General features: G+C 68.4%; 14 protein-coding genes. 10 read left to right on the forward strand and 4 right to left on the reverse strand.

The window, feature by feature from the left end; all coding sequences use genetic code 11:
- Window position 1 precedes the first annotated feature (1 nt).
- Window positions 2-1,351, reverse strand: a complete 1,350-nt coding sequence (locus tag MasN3_RS07385; RefSeq protein ID WP_281913291.1) for a serine hydrolase domain-containing protein — start codon at window positions 1,349-1,351, stop codon at window positions 2-4.
- Between the two features lie 54 nt (window positions 1,352-1,405).
- Here MasN3_RS07385 and MasN3_RS07390 point away from each other — a divergent pair, with 54 nt between their 5' ends.
- The 3 genes from MasN3_RS07390 (at window position 1,406) to MasN3_RS07400 (ending at window position 6,062) form a co-directional block, all read left to right on the forward strand.
- Window positions 1,406-2,419 (forward strand): GlxA family transcriptional regulator, encoded by a 1,014-nt coding sequence (locus MasN3_RS07390; RefSeq protein ID WP_281913292.1) that lies wholly within the window; start codon window positions 1,406-1,408, stop codon window positions 2,417-2,419.
- A gap of 145 nt (window positions 2,420-2,564) precedes the next feature.
- The gene (locus tag MasN3_RS07395; RefSeq protein ID WP_281913294.1) at window positions 2,565-5,309 is read left to right on the forward strand and encodes a GAF domain-containing protein; all 2,745 of its coding nucleotides are present in this window, start codon (window positions 2,565-2,567) and stop codon (window positions 5,307-5,309) included.
- A gap of 63 nt (window positions 5,310-5,372) precedes the next feature.
- Entirely contained in the window at window positions 5,373-6,062 is a 690-nt protein-coding gene (locus MasN3_RS07400; RefSeq protein ID WP_281913295.1) for a fumarylacetoacetate hydrolase family protein, read from the forward strand.
- A 98-nt stretch (window positions 6,063-6,160) separates the two neighbouring features.
- Here the strand turns inward: MasN3_RS07400 and MasN3_RS07405 are convergent, their stop codons facing one another.
- A complete protein-coding gene (locus tag MasN3_RS07405; protein WP_281913296.1) occupies window positions 6,161-6,955 on the reverse strand; it encodes a hypothetical protein in 795 nt (264 codons plus the stop codon).
- A gap of 150 nt (window positions 6,956-7,105) precedes the next feature.
- Between MasN3_RS07405 and MasN3_RS07410 the strand changes: the two genes are divergently transcribed.
- On the forward strand, window positions 7,106-7,963 hold the full coding sequence (locus MasN3_RS07410; RefSeq protein WP_281913297.1) for a hypothetical protein: 858 nt from the start codon (window positions 7,106-7,108) through the stop codon (window positions 7,961-7,963).
- Here the strand turns inward: MasN3_RS07410 and MasN3_RS07415 are convergent.
- Entirely contained in the window at window positions 7,960-8,985 is a 1,026-nt protein-coding gene (locus MasN3_RS07415; protein WP_281913298.1) for an asparaginase, read from the reverse strand. The genes MasN3_RS07410 and MasN3_RS07415 overlap by 4 nt on opposite strands.
- A 397-nt stretch (window positions 8,986-9,382) precedes the next feature.
- Between MasN3_RS07415 and MasN3_RS07420 the strand changes: the two genes are divergently transcribed.
- Window positions 9,383-9,781, forward strand: a complete 399-nt coding sequence (locus MasN3_RS07420) for a hypothetical protein (RefSeq protein WP_281913299.1) — start codon at window positions 9,383-9,385, stop codon at window positions 9,779-9,781.
- On the opposite strand, the gene MasN3_RS07425 is transcribed toward MasN3_RS07420, so the two are convergent.
- Complete coding sequence (locus tag MasN3_RS07425; protein WP_281913301.1) at window positions 9,767-10,633, reverse strand: pirin family protein; 867 nt, start codon at window positions 10,631-10,633, stop codon at window positions 9,767-9,769. The two genes, MasN3_RS07420 and MasN3_RS07425, sit on opposite strands and share 15 nt — an antisense overlap.
- A gap of 127 nt (window positions 10,634-10,760) precedes the next feature.
- Here MasN3_RS07425 and MasN3_RS07430 point away from each other — a divergent pair, with 127 nt between their 5' ends.
- The 5 genes from MasN3_RS07430 (at window position 10,761) to MasN3_RS07450 (ending at window position 17,800) form a co-directional block, all read left to right on the forward strand.
- Window positions 10,761-12,281: a dipeptidase gene (locus MasN3_RS07430; RefSeq protein WP_281913303.1), complete on the forward strand. Its 1,521-nt coding sequence runs from the start codon at window positions 10,761-10,763 to the stop codon at window positions 12,279-12,281.
- Window positions 12,282-12,676: 395 nt separating this feature from the next.
- Entirely contained in the window at window positions 12,677-13,792 is a 1,116-nt protein-coding gene (gene galT / locus MasN3_RS07435) for a galactose-1-phosphate uridylyltransferase (RefSeq protein ID WP_281913304.1), read from the forward strand.
- Window positions 13,789-14,892: a M24 family metallopeptidase gene (locus MasN3_RS07440; protein WP_281913305.1), complete on the forward strand. Its 1,104-nt coding sequence runs from the start codon at window positions 13,789-13,791 to the stop codon at window positions 14,890-14,892. The genes galT and MasN3_RS07440 overlap by 4 nt, the downstream gene beginning before the upstream one ends.
- Window positions 14,889-15,977: a galactokinase gene (gene galK, locus MasN3_RS07445; protein WP_281913307.1), complete on the forward strand. Its 1,089-nt coding sequence runs from the start codon at window positions 14,889-14,891 to the stop codon at window positions 15,975-15,977. Before MasN3_RS07440 ends, galK begins: the two co-directional genes overlap by 4 nt.
- Entirely contained in the window at window positions 15,974-17,800 is a 1,827-nt protein-coding gene (locus MasN3_RS07450; RefSeq protein WP_281913308.1) for a glycoside hydrolase family 2 protein, read from the forward strand. Before galK ends, MasN3_RS07450 begins: the two co-directional genes overlap by 4 nt.
- The last annotated feature ends 6 nt before the right edge of the window (window positions 17,801-17,806 follow it).

Raw genomic sequence — 17,806 nt, forward strand, 5'->3', positions numbered from 1 at the left:
ATCACTCCAGCGAGATACCCAGGCGCTCGATCAGGCCGTCGCGGTCCTGGTGCAGCGCCATCAACGCTGTCTCGTTCTCGAACAGGAAGCGGTAGCGCGCCTGCTTGCCGCTTCCTTCGCTGCTGCGTGCCAGCACCTCCACCGTGCGCAGCGCACCGTAATCGCGGAACTCGGCCGCGATCTGCGTGACCCAGCGTTGGTTGTAGCGGCCGCGTTCGCTGGCCGACAGTCCCTCCGGGATGCGGCCGGCGAGCAGCGCTTCCATCGCCTTGCGCGCGCGGTCGGTGCCGGCCGGATCGCGGTCGGCGATGGCCGGCGGACGGGGCGTCGCCAGTGCCGGCACGTAGTGGGCGGCGGCCAGGTCGGCGATCTTGCCCTGGCGCGCCGCCGCCGAATTGGCCAGTACCACCACGGTCATGCGCTGGTCGGGATAACGCTGGAGGGCGGCCTTGAAGCCTTGCCAGGCGCCGCCATGCTGGACCACACGGTGGCCATTCTGGCTGCCCAGGTACCAGCCCAGGCCATAGGGTCCGCTGCTGCCGTCGTTCAGGCGCGCCGGCGTCCAGCTGGCCTCCTTGGCGCGGGCGTCCAGGACGGCCTCGCCATCCAGCGCCATGCTCCAGCGCGCCAGGTCGCGCGCGCTCAGCGCGATGGTGCCGTCCGCGGTCCGGTTCAGGCTGGGCGCCACCCAGCGCTGGTTCTGCAGCTTGCCGTCGATGCGCTCGTAGCCGGCGGCGCGTCCCGGCACGATGTCGGCTTCGCTGATCACGCCGGCGGTCTTCATACCGAGCGGGGCGAAGATGCGCTCCTCCAGCTGGTCGCCGAAGAACTTGCCGCCGACCCGCCTGGCGATGAAGCCGAGCAGGTGGTAGCCGGCGTTGCTGTACGCGAAGCGCTCGCCGGGGGCGGACAGCAGCGGCATCGATGCTTCGAGCGCGATCAGTTCCTCGTCCGTGTAGTCCTTGCGCAGGTCGATCTTCGTGTATGGATCGCCCAGGCCGGAGGTGTGCGTGAGCAGGTGGCGGATCGTGATGCCTTTCCATGCTGTCGGGGTGTTGTCCAGGTAGCGCGAGATCGGGTCGTCGAGTTTCAGCTTGCCGTCCTTCTCCAGCAGCAGGAACAGCGCGGCCGTGAAGGTCTTGCCGGTCGAGGCGACCTGGAACACGGTGTCGGGCGTGACCGGCACGCCGTGCTCCACGTTGGCCAGGCCATAGCCCTGTGCGCGGACGATCTTCCCGTCCTTGACCACCACCAGGGCCAGGCCCGGGACCTGGCGGCTCTGCATCATGCCTCGAATGGCATCGTCGAGCGCATTGCGATATTCTCCTGCATGAATGGAAACGGAGCGCATTGTAAGGGCCGGGACGTTGACATTCATGCCAATCATCGCGGAATATCTGCCACGATGAGCATTCCACCCGACACGCATACCGGTACCGGCGCCGGCGCCGGCACATCCGGCATCGACATCTGGCTGCTGGTGTTCCCGAACTTCATGCTGCTGGACGCGACCGGCCCGATCCAGGTCTTTTCCACCGCCAATGACGAAGCCCGGGATGCCGGACGTGCGCCGCCCTACCGGCTGCACCTGGTCGCCGACGGCGGCGGGCAGCTAGCGTCGTCGTCCGGCATCGCGGTCATGACCGCGCCGCTGCCGTCCGCACTGCCGGCCGGCGCCACCCTCGTCGTCTCCGGCGGAAAGCTCGCCGACTTGCCGGCCGAGGGCAGCGTTCTGCTTGACTGGGTCAGGCAGGCCGACAGTACGACGGCGCGTACCTGCGGCGTGTGCACCGGCGCCTTCGTGCTGGCCCGCGCCGGCCTGCTCGCCGGCCGCCGCGCCGCCACCCATTGGCAGGAAGTCCCCGATCTGCGGATCCAGCATCCGGACCTGGCGGTCCAGGACGACGCCTTCACCGTCAGGGACGGCAAGTACCATACCTCGGCCGGCATCAGCGCGGGCATGGACCTGGCGCTCGACCTGGTCGAGGAAGACCTGGGCCGCGCCGCGGCGCTGGCGGTGGCGCGGCGGGTGGTCATGTTCCTGAAGCGCCCCGGGGGCCAGCGCCAGTTCGGTTCCCGCATGCCGCCGCCTGGCGCAGAGCAGGGCACCTGCGCCATACTCACGGCCTGGCTGCGTCCGCGTCTGCAGCAGGACATCGAGGTGGAAGACATGGCCGCGGCCTGCGCGCTGTCGGTGCGCACCCTGCACCGGCGGCTGCGCCAGGAAGCCGGCATCACGCCCGCCCAGCTGCTGGCGCGCCTGCGCCTGGACGCCGCCTGCCGGCTGCTGGAGCGGCCGGGCATGACGGTCAAGCGGGCGGCGCGCGACAGCGGCCATGGCACGGAATACAACCTGCGCCGCGCGTTTTCGATGCAACTCGGGGTGCTGCCCAGCGAGTATCAGGCGCGTTTTGCATGACCCTGTCTATCGCGCGCGGCTCATCTGGATAGCTCGTTATAATCGTCCGATTACAAAAAAGTTGGCGGCGATACAACAAACCACGGCGACAGGTTTCCCACCCCTGCGACCGGACACCGCGTGGAATCGAACCGGGACTATCCTGATGAGTAACGAAAGCAGTCTTTCTCTTCTGCCCGAAGGCAGCGCGACGTTGCCCGGCCAGGCCATCGAACGTCCCTGGCCCATCTTCCCTTCCGTAAAACCCGACAGCTGGCCGGAAGGCATGCAGGCCATCGCCGACCTGATCGTCGCATCGCAGTTTCCGATGGCGATCGCCTGGGGTCCCGAGCTCAGGCTGTTCTATAACGACGCTTATGCCGCCCTGCTGGGCGACGAGCATCCGGGCGCCATGGGCCAGCCCTTGCCGCTGGTGCGTCCCGAGCTGTGGCCACGCCTGCAGCCTTTTGTCATGGAAGCCTTGTCGGGCCAGCCGGCGCAGTTCGAGAATGCGCTGCTGGAGTTCTACCGCAACGGCAAGCTGGAGCGGCGCTATTTTTCGTCCTCGATCACGCCGGTACGCCACGATGGCGAGATCATCGGCGTGTATTTCGTATTGTCCGACTGCACCTCGCGTGTGCTCGCCGAGCAGCGCCATGCCTTCCACCTGAAGCTGAGCGACACGCTGCGCGGCCTGGTCGACGCGGTGCACGTGATGCAGGCCGCCAGCCGGCTCACCGGCGAATACCTCGGCGTGGCGCGGGTCGGCTACGGCGAGGTCGACATCTCGGGCCGCCTGGTGAGTGTGGAGCGCGACTGGACCGACGCCGGCATCGCCAGCCTGGCGGGAGAATCGCGCGAACTCGACAGCTTCGGGCCGGCCATCATCGACCAGCTGCGCCGCGGGCGCACGCTGCGCCTGGACGACGTCGCCCTCGACGAACATGCGGCGCCCTATGCGGCCGGCTACGCCAGCATCGGCGCCCGGTCGATGATCATCGTGCCGCTGATCGAAGAGGGGCGCCTGGCGGCCATCTTCTACCTGCACGAGCAGCGCGCGCGCCACTGGAGCGACCAGGAGGCCGCGCTGGCTGAGGACGTGGCGCGCCATACCCGCGAGGTGGTGCGGCGCGCGCGCGTCGAGGAATCGCTGCGCGACGAGAAGCGCGTGCTCGAGATGGTCAACCGCACCGGCCAGGCGCTGGCCTCGACCCTCGACCTGGGCACGCTGCTGCAGGCGATCACCGACGCCGGCACCGAGCTGGCGGGGGCGCGCTTCGGCGCCTTCTTCTACAGCGCCGAAGACGAGCAGGGCGAACGGCTGCAGCTGTACACCTTGTCCGGCGCCCTGCGCGAGGACATGGAGCGCCTCGGCATGCCGCGCGCCGCCGGGATTTTCCGCCCCACCTTCAGGGGCGAAGGCGCGATCCGCAGCGACGATATCGGCCGCGATCCGCGCTTTGCGCAACTGGGCCCCGATCGGCTGGCGGAGGCCGGCCTGCCACCCGGCCACCCGGCGGTGCGCAGCTACCTGGCGGTGCCGGTGGTGTCGCGCGCGGGGCGGGTGCTGGGCGGGCTTCTCTTCGGCCACCCGGAACCGGGCGTGTTCACCGAGCGCACCGAGCGCATCATCGCCGGCGTGGCCGGCCAGGCCGCGATCGCGATGGACAACGCGCGCCTGTACGAGGTGGCGCAAAGGTCGGCGCAGGAACGCGATGCGCTGCTGCAGAGCGAGCGTGCGGCGCGCGTGCAGGCCGAGCGCCTCAGCCACACCAAGGACGAATTCCTGGCGATGCTGGCGCACGAGCTGCGCAATCCGCTGGCGCCGATCAGCAGTTCGGCCAGCCTGCTGTCGATGCAGTTCAAGGACGAACCGCGCATCCGCCAGACCAGCACCATCATCAGCCGCCAGGTGCGCCACATGAGCCGCCTGATCGACGACCTGCTGGACGTGTCGCGCGTCACCCGCGGCCTCGTCAAGCTCAAGCTGGACGTGGTCGACTTCCGCGACATCGTCTCGGGCGCGCTCGACCAGGCCCGCCCGCTGCTCGAAGAAAAGAGCCACGAAGTGCAGCTGGCCTTGCCGCCCGGTCCGGTGTACGTGCGCGGCGACCAGACCCGCCTGGTGCAGAGCGTGACCAATATTCTCAACAACGCGGCCAAGTACACCCAGAAGGGCGGACGCATCGCGCTGGCGCTCGACAGCGGCGATGGGCGCATGTGCCTGCACATCAGCGATAACGGTTCCGGCATGCCGCCCGAGCTGCTGCCGAACGTGTTCGACCTGTTCACGCAGGGCGCACGCACCCTGGCGCGTTCGCAGGGCGGGCTCGGGCTGGGCCTGACCCTGGTCAAGCGCCTGGTCGAGCTGCACGGCGGCGAGGTCGGCGCGCACAGCGAGGGCGTCGGCCTGGGCAGCCGTTTCACGCTGGCGCTGCCCTGCGCGGATGCGGCGCCCGGCGCCGGCGCGGCGGCGGGGCCGCTGCAGGAAGAGAGGGCAAGGCTGGACCGGCCGCTGCGCCTGGTGCTGGTGGACGACAACGCCGATGCGGCCGACAGCCTGTCGCAGCTGCTGGGCGTGCAGGGCTACCATACCGCGGTCGAGTACGACGCACGCTCGGCCCTGCGCCGCGCGCGCGCCGAGCGCCCGGACGCCATGCTGGTCGACATCGGCCTTCCCGATATCGACGGCTACCACCTGGCGCAGCAGCTGCGCGCGATGCCGGAAACGCGCGACACCGTGCTGGTGGCGATCACGGGCTACGGCCAGGCCCGGGACCGCGAGCGCGCCATCGAGGCCGGCTTCGCCCACCACCTGGTCAAGCCGGTGGACATGACGGCGCTGGGGCGCATCCTGGAGTCGGTCGGCGCCAGCGCGGCGCAGGCGGCGCTTCCCGCGACCGCGGCCTGAGGCAGTCCTGCGGCCGCGGCGGCGAGGCTTTATCATGGGCGTCCCGTCCCTGAAAGGATCAGCATGTCCAGTTATGTCATTACCGCTCCCGTCCAGCCCTCGCTGGCCGTGGCGGGCAGCGAGGAACGCTTCCCGATCCGCCGCGTGTTCTGCGTCGGCCGCAACTACGGCGCCCATGCGCGCGAGATGGGGAGCGACCCGGACCGCGAGCCGCCCTTCTTCTTCACCAAGCCGGCCGACGCCGTGCTGCCCGCCAGCGGCGCCGTGCCGTACCCGCCGGCCACGCGGGACCTGCACCACGAGGTCGAGCTGGTGGTGGCCCTGGGCGCCGCCGGGAGCGATATCGACCCGCTCGACGCCATGTCGCTCGTGTGGGGCTACGGGGTGGGCCTGGACCTGACCCGGCGCGACCTGCAGGCCGTGGCCAAGGATGCGGGCCGGCCCTGGGACATGGCGAAAGGCTTCGACGCCTCGGCACCGTGCAGCCCGCTCATTCCCGCGGCGCGGCTCGGCCATCCGCAGGATGCGCGCATCTGGCTGGAAGTGAACGGCGCGCTGCGCCAGGAGGGGAACCTGAACGAGATGATCTGGCCGATCGCGGACGTGATCGCCCATCTGTCGCGCCTAGTCACGCTGGCGCCCGGGGACCTGATCTATACCGGCACGCCGGCGGGCGTCGCGGCCTTGCAGCCGGGCGACCGGGTGCGCGGCGGCGTGGATGGGGTCACGGAGTTCGAATTATCTATAGCGTAGGGTGGACGGGTCTCCCGTCCGCGCGTTCGAATCACTTTCGAACGGATGTGCGGCTGACCTTCAACTGGTTGAACGCGCGGACGGCGAAGCCGTCCACCCTACGAAGGCCGGGCAGCGATCAGCGCTTCCATCTGCGCCAGCAGCCGCTCTCTCGCCGCATCGATCTGCGCCCCATTGGTCTTGCTAGAGAGCGCCGCGCGCTCCTTGCGGCCTAAAAAATACGCGACCCGCTCCGCATTCGCTCCCGACGGATGCGGCAACCCGTGCAGCACGCGCCCGGCGGCGATCACGCCTTCGCCGACCAGCCAGTCCAGCGTCTCGCTGACGCTGGCGCCCATCGGAATGTACAGCGCCTCCGGCAGCTGGCGCGCCTCCTCGGCGAACCAGCGCAGTACCTGCTCGCGCAGGAAGGCCTGGCGCAAGGGCGAGGGCGAGCCGCTGTAGTTCTTGCCGTCCACGAAGATCGGGTGGCGCAGGATCGCGCTCACCTGCACCAGGCCGGCATCCTCGCCGAACAGCGTGACGCAGCCGGCGATGCCGAGCCAGCGCTGCACGCCGATCGCATCGAGCAGGGCCACGAAGTTGGGCCGGATCGCGCCGCTGAAGGCGCCCGCCAGCCGCGCTGCGCGCAGCACCGTGGCGTCGTCGCTGCCGGCCGCCAGCTGGCGCTGCGCCTCGCGCATCGCGTTCTTCCATTGCGCGAAGCCGGGCGTGATGCCGGCGACCACGATGCGCGCCTGCGGGTGGATCGATTCGAAGGGAATGTAGTGGGCGCTGTAGCGTCCTTCGCGGCCCAGCAGGAAGGCCTCCGGGATCTGGGCGGGCGCCGCGACCTGCGCCAGGTCGAGGCTGCGGATCGCTTCGCGGTAGCGGGGAAAGAGCGGTTCTGGCATCGGGATCGGCGCTCGCTGAAAACCTTATGGTAGCGCAGGCCGGCACGGCAGCGCGAACGCATGCATGGCGGCGAAAACTGGTAGGCTATCTCCATCGATGGACGGCCGCACGACACATACAAACACGCGGCCCGGGACGGGGAGGATGCCATGGCCGACGTGGCGCTGATCACGGTGCACGGGATGGGGGAAACCCCGCCCACCTATGCCGACGCTCTGATGGACCGGCTGCGCGGGCAGTTGGGTAGCCTGGCGGGGCAGGTGGCGATGCGCTCCGTGTACTACCAGAAGATCCTGCAGGACAACCAGAACGCCATCTGGGAGATGACGCGGGAACGCGCCACGGTACGCTACCCGGACCTGCGCAAGTTCGTGCTGTTCGGCTTCGGCGACGCGGCCGGGCTCGAGAACCGCAAGGAGATTCCCGGCTCGGTCTACGAGCTGGCGCAGGGCGAGATCGCGCGCACCCTGCTGTCGGTGCACGCGCTGCGGCCCGGCATGCCGGTGGTGTTCGTGGCGCAGTCGCTCGGCTGTCAGGTCCTGTCGAGCTACATCTACGACGCCCAGAAGGCGGCCAGGGGCCAGCCGGTCGGCGCCGGGATCTGGCGCAACATCGATGCCTGGGCGGCTGCCAGCGTCGGGCGCGCCCTCACCGCGAGCGAAAAGACCTTCCTGGGGGCGGGCACCTGCGCGGCCCTGGTCACCACCGGCTGCAACATCCCGGTCTTCATCGCCGCCCACAAGATCATGCACATCATCCCGATCGAGCGCCCGACCTCGCTGTTCAAGTGGATCAATTTTTATGATCCGGACGACGTGCTGGGCTGGCCGCTGCAGCCGCTGCCGGGCGGCTACCGCGAACTGGTGGAAGACCGCGTCGTCAACGCCAGCGGCAGCGTGGCCAGCCTGCTGCTGCGCAGCTGGAACCCGCTCGCGCACAACAGCTACTGGGACGACGCCACGGTGATTACGGCCATCGCCGCCATGCTGCGCCGCTTGAGCGCTTAGGCCTGCGGCGTCAGCGAGAACAAGGTGCGGATGTCGCCCGCCACCGTGCCGCGTGCGTTGCGGATCGGCGGCTGGCGCAAGCCTTCCAGCTGCGCGCGCCGCTCGTCGTCGAGCAGGCCGAGCTGGTCGAGCACGGCGTACACCGCCGGGTGCAGGGCGCGGCTGTTGCCGTCCGCAATCTTGATCGCGATGCCCAGGCCCGCCGAGCGGATGCCGATCGCCTGCACCGCGTCGGCGCCGATCTTCGCCACCCAGTCGCCGCCGCCGGCGCTCATCCAGGCCAGGTCGGTGCGCGCCGTGCCCGAGACCATGTCGGGCCGCGCCGTCATCGCATCGAACAGCATGCCCATGGCGCCGCCCAGCTGCGCGTCGGCACTGCCTTGCGCGAGGCGCGCATACAGGTGCGCCAGGGTCGACAGGGGCATCGCATAGTTCGGCGCCGAGCAGCCATCGAGCCCCACCGGCATCCAGTCGGCCGGCATGCCGACCGCCTCGGCCAGCGTCGCGCGGATCGCCTGCTGCAGCGGATGGCTGCGCTCGACATAGCCGCGGGTGGGGGCGCCATGCAGGCGGCACCAGGCAAGGAAGCCGCTGTGCTTGCCCGAGCAATTGTGGTGCAGCGGGGTCCAGCTGCGGTCCTGGGGCAGCGGCTGGCCGGTGAATTCGTAGAACAGCGGCGTCGCGCAGCCGCATTCCAGATGGCCGGGATCGAGGCCGATCTTGGCGAGGATCGACTCCACGCCTTCCAGGTGCTTGTCTTCGCCCGAGTGGCTGGCGCACAGCAGCGCCAGTTCGTCGCGCGTCAATCCGAAGCGCGCGGGGCCGTCGGACAAGATGAAGGGCAGGGCCTGGAAGGGCTTGAGGGCCGAGCGCGTGAAGGTGGGATAGCGAGGGTCGCCGCTCGCGTAGAGCAGGCGGCCCTGCACGTCGACGACCGCGATCGAGCCGGCGTGGATGTTCTCGACGACGTAGCCGGAATCGGGGTAGCCGCGCGTGGTGGCGACGAGGGCGGTAGCTTGCATGCTGGTCTTGGCAGTGGGTGATGGAATGCGGTCGGAGCCCTACTGTAAGGCATTGCGCGACATGCTGCCGCACGTTCGCGCGTATGCATCGGAATAGCCCGTTTCGCCCGTCAAATAGGGCGTTCTTCGATATCTGCACGGCATGCGGACGTCGACGAGCGGCGCCGATATGCATGCCCCGTCTGGTATCGGTTTTCGGCATTTCGTCACGCGTTTTCGGCGTTCCGGCGCTTCCGGCTTGAGCCCCCATGGCGCGCCGCTACACTTCCCTCATCGCCAGACAAACCGAGACAGACGCTGGCGAAACCGAACGACGTGGACCGCGCGGCGCGAACGAAAGTAGCCCCTGCCGCACAGGTCCGAGCCCAATCAATTTCGACCTGAAAGGAAGTACATCATGCGCACCAAACTGCTGCTGGCCGCCGCCGCCACCTTCTTCACCCTGACCGCCAGCGCGGCACCGCAGGGCGCCGTCTCCGAGCGCGTCGACGTGGTCGGCGCCCAGCCGAAGCACGCGCAGATGACCGCCTTCATGTTCGACGGGGTGCAGGGCGACTACCAGCTCGACGATGGCCGCATCCTCACCGTGAGCGGCAAGCGCGACGGCCAGGCGCGCAAGCTGTACGCCGACTTTGGCGACGGTGCAAGCGAGATCGTCCACGTCGGCAAGAACCGCTTCGTTGCGGTGGGCAAGGACCTGCGCCTGTCCTTCGACCGTCCGAACGCGCGCCGCGTGGTGGACACCGTCCGCGTCAGCAACCAGGCCGGCCGCCACGTCGCGCTAGCCCAGCGCTGAGCCGAAACGCCCGGCCTGGTAGTCGTCGATGGCCTGCGCGATCTCCTCGCGCGTGTTCATCACGAAGGGGCCGTGCGCGACCACCGGTTCCCGGATCGGCTCGGCATGGCCGAACACCACCAGCGCGTCCTGGCCGGCACGGATCTCGACCGTGTCGCCGTTCTCGTCCAGCTCCACCAGGTGCATCGGGCTGACCAGGTCGGCATGGCTGCCCACCTGGATCACCCCGCGCGCGACGTAGAGGAACACGTTGCGTCCCTCCAGTCCGTCGAAGCGGATGGCGCCCCCTGGACGCATTTCCAGCGTGCTCATGAATACGCCGGTGAGCGAGCGCACCGGGCCCGTCCTGCCTTCCCATTCCCCTGCAATCAGGTTCAGCAGCACCTTGCCGCCATCGACCGGCAGGGCAGGGATGTCGGCGCGCTGCAGGCCCGTATACGCCGGCTCGCTCATCTTCAGGCGCGAGGGCAGGTTGACCCACAGCTGCAGGATCTCGATCGGGCCGCCCCGCTCAAGGAATTCGCGCGGCGAGACCTCGGCATGCACGATGCCGCGCCCGGCGGTCATCCACTGCACGCCGCCGGCGTGGATCACGCTTTCGTGGCCGGCACTGTCGCGGTGGGCCAGCATGCCCTCGAGGATGAAGGTGACGGTCTCGAAGCCGCGGTGCGGGTGCGGCCCGAAAGGCAGGCCGCGGTTGTGCGGCGGGTAGGTCTGCGGCCCGTGGTGGTTGAGGAAGAGGAAGGGATCGATCTGGTCGACGAGGCGGCCGGGCAGCGGACGCTGCGTGATGAGGTCGCCGATATCGTCGCGCACCGCGGGAAGGAGGCGGTGGACACTGCGGGCAGTCATGATGGGTCGCTCCTGTGATTCATCGGCCCTCACGATACTCCAAGGGCCGGTTCCGGGCGCACACGCCTGTGCTAGACTTCTTGCGCTTTTGCAACCATTGCTTTTGCTTGTGGAGACGGCATCCCATATGAGAAAAACACTGCTCGCCAGCCTGCTGCTGGCTTCCTTCACGCTGCCGGCAGGCGCGGCCCCGGCACCCGGCAAGGCGCCGAGCGAGGTCGCCGTCAAGACCGCCAAGTACGCGGCCAGCACCTATCGCAAGGACATCGTCGATACGCTGGCCAAGCTGGTGAGCTACAACACGGTGGCCGACAAGAACGTCCCGTCCGACAAGAACCCGGTCCACATCGCCTTCAAGGAAGCGCTGAAGGCCGAGGCCCAGCGCCTGGGCCTGGACTACGCCGACCACGGCTGGACCGTGATCATCGGCCTGGGCCAGGGCAGCGAACGCGTCGGCGTCATCACGCACGGCGACGTGCAGCCGGTCGACCCGAGCAAGTGGAAGAAATCGCCCTTCGTGCTGGACCGCACCAGCGAGCCGGGCAAGCTGCTGGCGCGCGGCGCCGAGGACGACAAGGGCCCGATCGCCACCGCGCTGTACGCGATGAAGTCGATCAAGGACCGGGGCCTGCCGCTGTCCAAGCGCATCGAACTCTATGTGTACATGGGCGAGGAGTCCGACTGGCAGCCGCTGGTGGAGTTCCTCAAGACCCACCAGCCGCCGCAGGTCAACATCACGCTCGATGCCGAATACCCGGCGGTGACGGCGGAAAAGGGATCGGGCCTGGTCGCCGTGACGATCCCGAAGGCGGGCGCGGCCGTGCCACCGGAGGGCGAAGCCTATGTGGCGCAATTCGGGGGTGGTTTCTTCATCACCCAGATCCCCGAAGATGCCAGCGCCGTGATCGCCAATGCGACGCCGGAGATCCAGCAGGCCATCCGTGCGCGCGCTGCAAGGCAGGAGGACATGCAGTACAGCTTCGACTGGGAAGGCAGCAATCTGACCGTGAAGGCGAAGGGGGGCTCGGCCCACTCGTCCAAGCCGGAAGACGGCGTCAACGCGGTCAGCATGCTGGCCGATGCGCTGGCCGTGCGTCCCTGGGCCAATACCACCGCCGGCGGCGCGGTGAACTACCTGAACGAGATGGTCGGTACCGGCATCTATGGCGAGAAGTTCGGCGCCATCGCCTACCGCGACAGCTTCATGGGACCGATGAGCTTTGCGCCCACCGTGATCAAGCAGAACGACGACGGCATCGAAGTGCAGATCAACCTGCGCCGCCCGCAGGGCAAGAGCAGCGAGCAGCTGACCAATGAAATCAATGCCGCGCTGGCGCAGTGGCAGGCACGCCGCCTGCCGCTGGCCAACGTCAAGGTCCGCATCGGCGAGCCGTGGGTGCAGAAGAACGCGCCGCACCTGCCGACCCTGATGAACGTGTTCTCGTACTTTACCGGCATGAAGGATCCGCAGCCGATCGCGATCGGCGGCGGCACCAATTCGCGCCTGTTCCCGGGCGCCGTGAGCTTCGGACCGGCGATGCCGGGCAAGGTCTATACCGGCCACTCCGAGCACGAATTCATCACCGAGAAGCAGCTGCTGCTGAATCTGCAGATGTACACGGCGGTGCTGGTCGAGCTGGCAAAGTAAGACGGCATCCACGCGCTCCAGTCCCCGGCCTGTCCGGGGATTTTTTTGCTTGCCTCCAAGCAGATGAGCGCTACCGTGTTCAGGTCGAGCTGCTAGGAGCCAGGCTCGCCAAAATGTGTAAATAATTCCAATCGTTTTGTAGGACTGTACTTACATAACCGGACGCTGCTGTAGAGGCAAAACTGCCCTTCTCTCGGAGTGACAGGGCAGGCTGCAAAGCTGGCTTTTTCCACCGGCGCCGCTCCCATTGATGGCCGGAAAATGTCACCGTGCTAGAGGGAAAATGTGGCGAAAACAGCATGGTAGGATCATCGTGACAGACCGCGAGGGCACCGGAATCCCCGGTGCCGGCTCGCGCTCCTTGCTTTACGAATGCCCGACATTTTTTGGATGCCATGCACAGCAAAGATCTCAAGAAGCCGGACGGACGCAACCTGACGCTGTACAGCAACCATCCGATCCCGGAAGGGATCGTCGCGCCCAGCCCTTTCCTTGAGCCCCAGCATGCCAATCCCCACCTGCGCTGGCACCCGCTGCGCGGCGAATGGGTGAGCTACGCCGCCTTCCGGCAGAACCGCACCTACCAGCCGCCGCCCCAGTACAACCCGCTGGCGCCGATGAGCGACCCGCAGCACCCGACCGAGATGCCGGCCGGCGACTACGAGATCGCGGTGTTCGACAACCGCTTCCCCTCGCTCGCGCTGGAGTCGCACGAGCCGCCCAGCGTGACGGTGCCGACCGCCCCGGCCAACGGCCACTGCGAGGTGGTGGTGTTCACGCAGGACCCGCAGTCCTCGCTGTCTTCGCTGCCGCTGTCGCGGATCGAGCTGCTGCTGTCGGTATGGGGCGACCGCACGACGCGCATCGGGCGCCGCCAGCACATCCACTACGTGCTGCCGTTCGAGAACCGCGGCGCCGAAGTCGGCGTGACCCTGCACCATCCGCACGGCCAGATCTACGCCTATCCCTTCGTGCCGGCGGTGCCGGCGCGCATGCTGGCGCAGGAGCGCGAGTACTTCCTGCAGCACGGCACCAGCCTGCTGTGCGACATGGCGCGCGTCGAGGCGGCGGACGGCAAGCGCGTGCTGTACCACGACGACTATGCGATCGCCTTCGTGCCGGCCTGCGCGCGCTATCCCTACGAGGTGTGGGTGATGCCGACCGCGCCCTGCCAGGATTTCGCCGCGCTCACGCCGCCGCAGCGCGAAAGCCTGGCCCGCGCGCTCAAGACCGTGCTGCTGAAGTTCGACACGCTGTGGAACCGTCCCTTCCCCTACCTGATGGCCTGGTACCAGGCCCCCACCGATGGCGCCGCGCATCCCGAAACCCAGCTGCACGCGCAGTTCTACCCGCCTTACCGCACCAGGGACCGCCTGAAGTACCTGGCCGGCACCGAGCTGGCGGCCGGGATGTTCGCGATGGACGTGCTGCCCGAGACCACCGCCTACGAACTGCAGCAGGTCGAGGTCAGCCTGGACGACAGCGGCGAACCGGCGGAGGTCCGCGCATGACCCCGGTCCGGCAGCGCGCCGCCGAGGTCGCGGACAAGCTGGCGCTGCTGCGCGCCCATCTGGCTGCGGCCGGCGCCGGCGCCATCCGCCTGCGCGGCGTCGACTGGTTCGCCTGGGTGACGGCGGGCGGCTCGAGCGCCGTGCTGCAGACCACCGACGAGGGCGTGGCCGAGGTGCTGGTGACGCTGGAGGAAGCCTGCATCCTGACCGATGACATCGAGGCCGAGCGCCTGCGCGCCGAGGAACTGCCGGATGGCTTCACCTTCCACATCGAACCCTGGACCGAGCCCGAACTGCGCGAACGCTACGTGCAGAATGCCGCCGCCGGCCGCACGGTCCTGTCCGACCGTCCCGCGAACGGCGAGCAGCCGCTGCCGAACGCGCTGCGCCAGCGCCGCATGGTGCTTGGCCCTGATGAGCGCGAACGCTACCGCCTGCTTGGCCGCGAGGCCGCCGAGGCGATGAGCGACTCCCTGCGCCGGGCGCGCCCCGACTGGACCGAGTTCGAGCTGGCGGGCGCGGGCGCCGAGGCGCTGTGGCGGCGCGGCATCCACCCGGCCCTGGTGCTGGCCGCCGGCGCGCGGCGCCTGCCGGCCTGGCGCCATCCGATCCCGACCGCCGAGCCGCTGGGGGCGCGCGCGATGCTGGTGTTCTGCGCGCGCCGCCACGGCCTGTATGCCAACCTGACCCGCTTCGTGAGTTTCGGTCCTGCGCCGCTGGACGAGCAGCGCGCCCTGATGGAGATCGAGGCCACCGGCCTGGCGGCGATCCAGCCGGGCAAGTCGCTTTCGGCCGTGTACCACGCGCTCGAGGCGGCCTACAAGCACGCCGACCGCGAGGCGGCGATCCGCGAGCACCACCAGGGTGGCATCACCGGCTACCGGGCGCGCGAGATCGTCACCGGTCCCACCACCGCGACCCTGCTGGAAGAGGGCATGGCATTCGCCTTCAACCCGAGCTTCGCGGGCGTGAAAATCGAAGAAACTTTCCTGCTCGGCCCCGACGGGCTCGAGAATCTCACGTTCGACCCCGGCTGGCCGGCGGCGGACGTACATGGCCGCAAACGGCCCCTTTGGCTGGAGACGCAAGCACCATCATGACCAACACCGACACCTTCTTCGGCGGCGCCCCCGAGGTGAACGCGTCGGCGCCCGGGCGCGTCAACCTGCTGGGCGAGCATACCGACTACAACGACGGCTTCATGCTGCCGGTGGCGACCCCGCAGCGCACCCTGGTGGCGATGAGCCGCAGCGGGGACGACCACTTCCACTTCTATTCGCCGACGTTCGACAACACCGTCACCTTCGCGCAGGGCGGCAGCGCGCCGCAGGGCTACGGCAGCTACATCGAGGGCTGCATCCGCCTGGTGCAGGCGCAAGGGGTGGAAGTGCCGCCGCTGCGCGTGTACATCACCACAAGCCTGCCGGTCGGCTCGGGCCTGTCCTCGTCCGCCGCGCTCGAGGTGGCGACCCTGCGCGCCATGCGCGCGCTGCTCGGCTTCGAGCTCGACGACGTCAAGCTGGCCCGCATCGCCCAGCGCGCCGAGATCGAATTCGCGCACGTGAACTGCGGGATCATGGACCAGATGGCGTCCAGCCTGGCCGACGAGACCAGCATGCTGTTCATCGACGCGCGCACGCTGGAGCACCGCCTGGTCAGGATGCCGCCCGATAGCGAGCTGATCGTGATCGACTCGGGCGTGGCGCGCAAGCTCGCCGCCAGCAAGTACAACGAGCGGCGCGCCGAATGCGAGGAGGCATCGCGCAAGCTGGGCGTGCCGGCGCTGCGCGACGTCAGCGACCCCGCCGCGGTCGAAAGCCTGCCGTCGCCGATGCGCGAGCGGGCCCGCCACGTGGTGCAGGAAAACCTGCGCGTGCTGGAAGCGGCGGGCGGCGTGAGCGCCGAGCGCTTCGGCGAACTGATGAACGCGTCGCACTTCAGCCTGCGCGACGACTACGAAGTTTCGATCCCCGAGCTGGACGAGCTGTGCGCGCACCTGCGTGCGGCGCCCGGCGTGCTCGGGGCACGCCTGACAGGCGCCGGCTTCGGCGGCGCCTGTGTGGCGCTGTGCCGTGCAGGACAGGCACAGGAAGCGGCCGCCGCCGCGCTGGCGGCCTACAACAAGAACGGACGACAGGGCCGGATCCTGATTCCGGTTCCGACTGAACAGAAAGGACAACAATGAATCAGTTTGAATATCCCCGTCCCCAATTGGTGCGCGACAACTGGATCAACCTCAACGGAAAATGGCGCTTCACCTTCGACGACGAGATGCGCTATGCGAAACCGGAAGACGTCGCCGAGTGGACCCATGACATCAACGTGCCGTTTGCGGTCGAGACCGAACTGAGCGGCATTCAGGACACCGGTTTCCATACCGCCGTCTGGTACCAGCGCGAGTTCGAGCTGACGCCGAACGACAAGCGCACCATCCTGCATTTCGGCGCGGTCGACTACGCGGCGCGGGTGTGGGTGAACGGGCGCCTGGTGGCCGAGCACGAGGGCGGCCATACGCCCTTCCAGGCCGACATCACCGACGTCATGAATGCCGACGGCAAGCAGGTGGTGACCGTGTTCGTCGAAGACGATCCGGCCGACCTGGCCAAGCCGCGCGGCAAGCAGGACTGGCTGCTGGAGCCGCACTCGATCTGGTATCCGCGCACCACCGGAATCTGGCAGACGGTCTGGGTCGAGCAGGTCGAGGACACCTACATCGCCTCGCTGCGCTGGACCCCGATCTTCGAGACCTACGAGATCGGCTGTGAGGTGTTCGCTGCCGGCCACACCCACCAGGAGCTGTTTGTCGAGGTCAAGATCTGGCATGGCGAGCAGCTGCTGGCGGACGACTACTACAAGCTGCTTGCCGGCGAGGCGAACCGCAAGATCGCGCTGTCCGACCCCGGCATCGATGACTCGCGCAACGAGATCCTCTGGAGCCCGGAACGTCCCACCCTGCTCGATGCCGAAGTGACCCTGCGCTGCGGCGACCGCGTGCTCGACCGCATCCGTTCGTACACGGCGCTGCGCTCGGTCTCGATCAACCGCGACCGCTTCATGCTCAACGGCCGTCCCTACCAGCTGCGCCTGGTGCTCGACCAGGGCTACTGGCCCGAGTCCTTCATGACGGCGCCGTCGGACCAGCACCTGAAGCGCGACGTCGAACTGGTCAAGCTGATGGGCTTTAACGGCGTGCGCAAGCACCAGAAGATCGAGGACCCGCGCTTCCTGTACTGGGCCGACAAGCTGGGCCTGCTGGTGTGGGAAGAAATGCCCTCGGCCTACCGCTTCAGCTCGCGCGCCATCAGCCGCATGGTGAGTGAATGGACCGAAGCGATCCAGCGCGACTACAGCCACCCCTGCATCATCGTGTGGGTCGCGTTCAACGAATCCTGGGGCGTGCCGAACCTGACCTTGACGCAGGCGCACCGCAACGCGGTCGAGGCCTTGTACCACCTGACCCGCACGCTCGACTCGACCCGGCCGGTGATCGGTAACGACGGCTGGGAAGCCTCGGCCACCGACATCCTCGGCATCCACGACTACGACTGCGACCCCGAGAAGCTGCAGGCGCGCTATGCCGTCACCGACCCGGTGCGCACCCTGTTCGACCAGCGGCGCCCGGGCGGCCGCATCCTGACCCTGGACGGCTTCCCGCACCGCGGCCAGCCGATCGTGCTGACCGAGTTCGGCGGCATCGCCTACGATCCGAGCCAGGATCCGGACGCGGACAAGACCACCTGGGGCTATTCGCGGGCGCACACGGCCGAGAGCTACCTGTCGCTGTACCGCGAGCTTCTGCGGGTAGTGAACGAGACCTTCATGTTCAGCGGCTTCTGCTACACGCAGTTCACCGACACCTTCCAGGAAGCCAACGGCCTGCTCAACGCGGACCGCACGCCGAAGCTGCCGCTGGAGGTGATCAGCGCCGCGACCCGCAACGTGGCGCTGCAGCGCAAGGAGGTCGAAGCCGAAGGCGACGGCATCCCGGGCGGAACCGGCATGCCGTAAGCGCAC

Origin of the sequence: Massilia varians, from assembly GCF_027923905.1 — a bacterium.
Lineage (GTDB): Bacteria > Pseudomonadota > Gammaproteobacteria > Burkholderiales > Burkholderiaceae_D > Telluria > Telluria varians_B.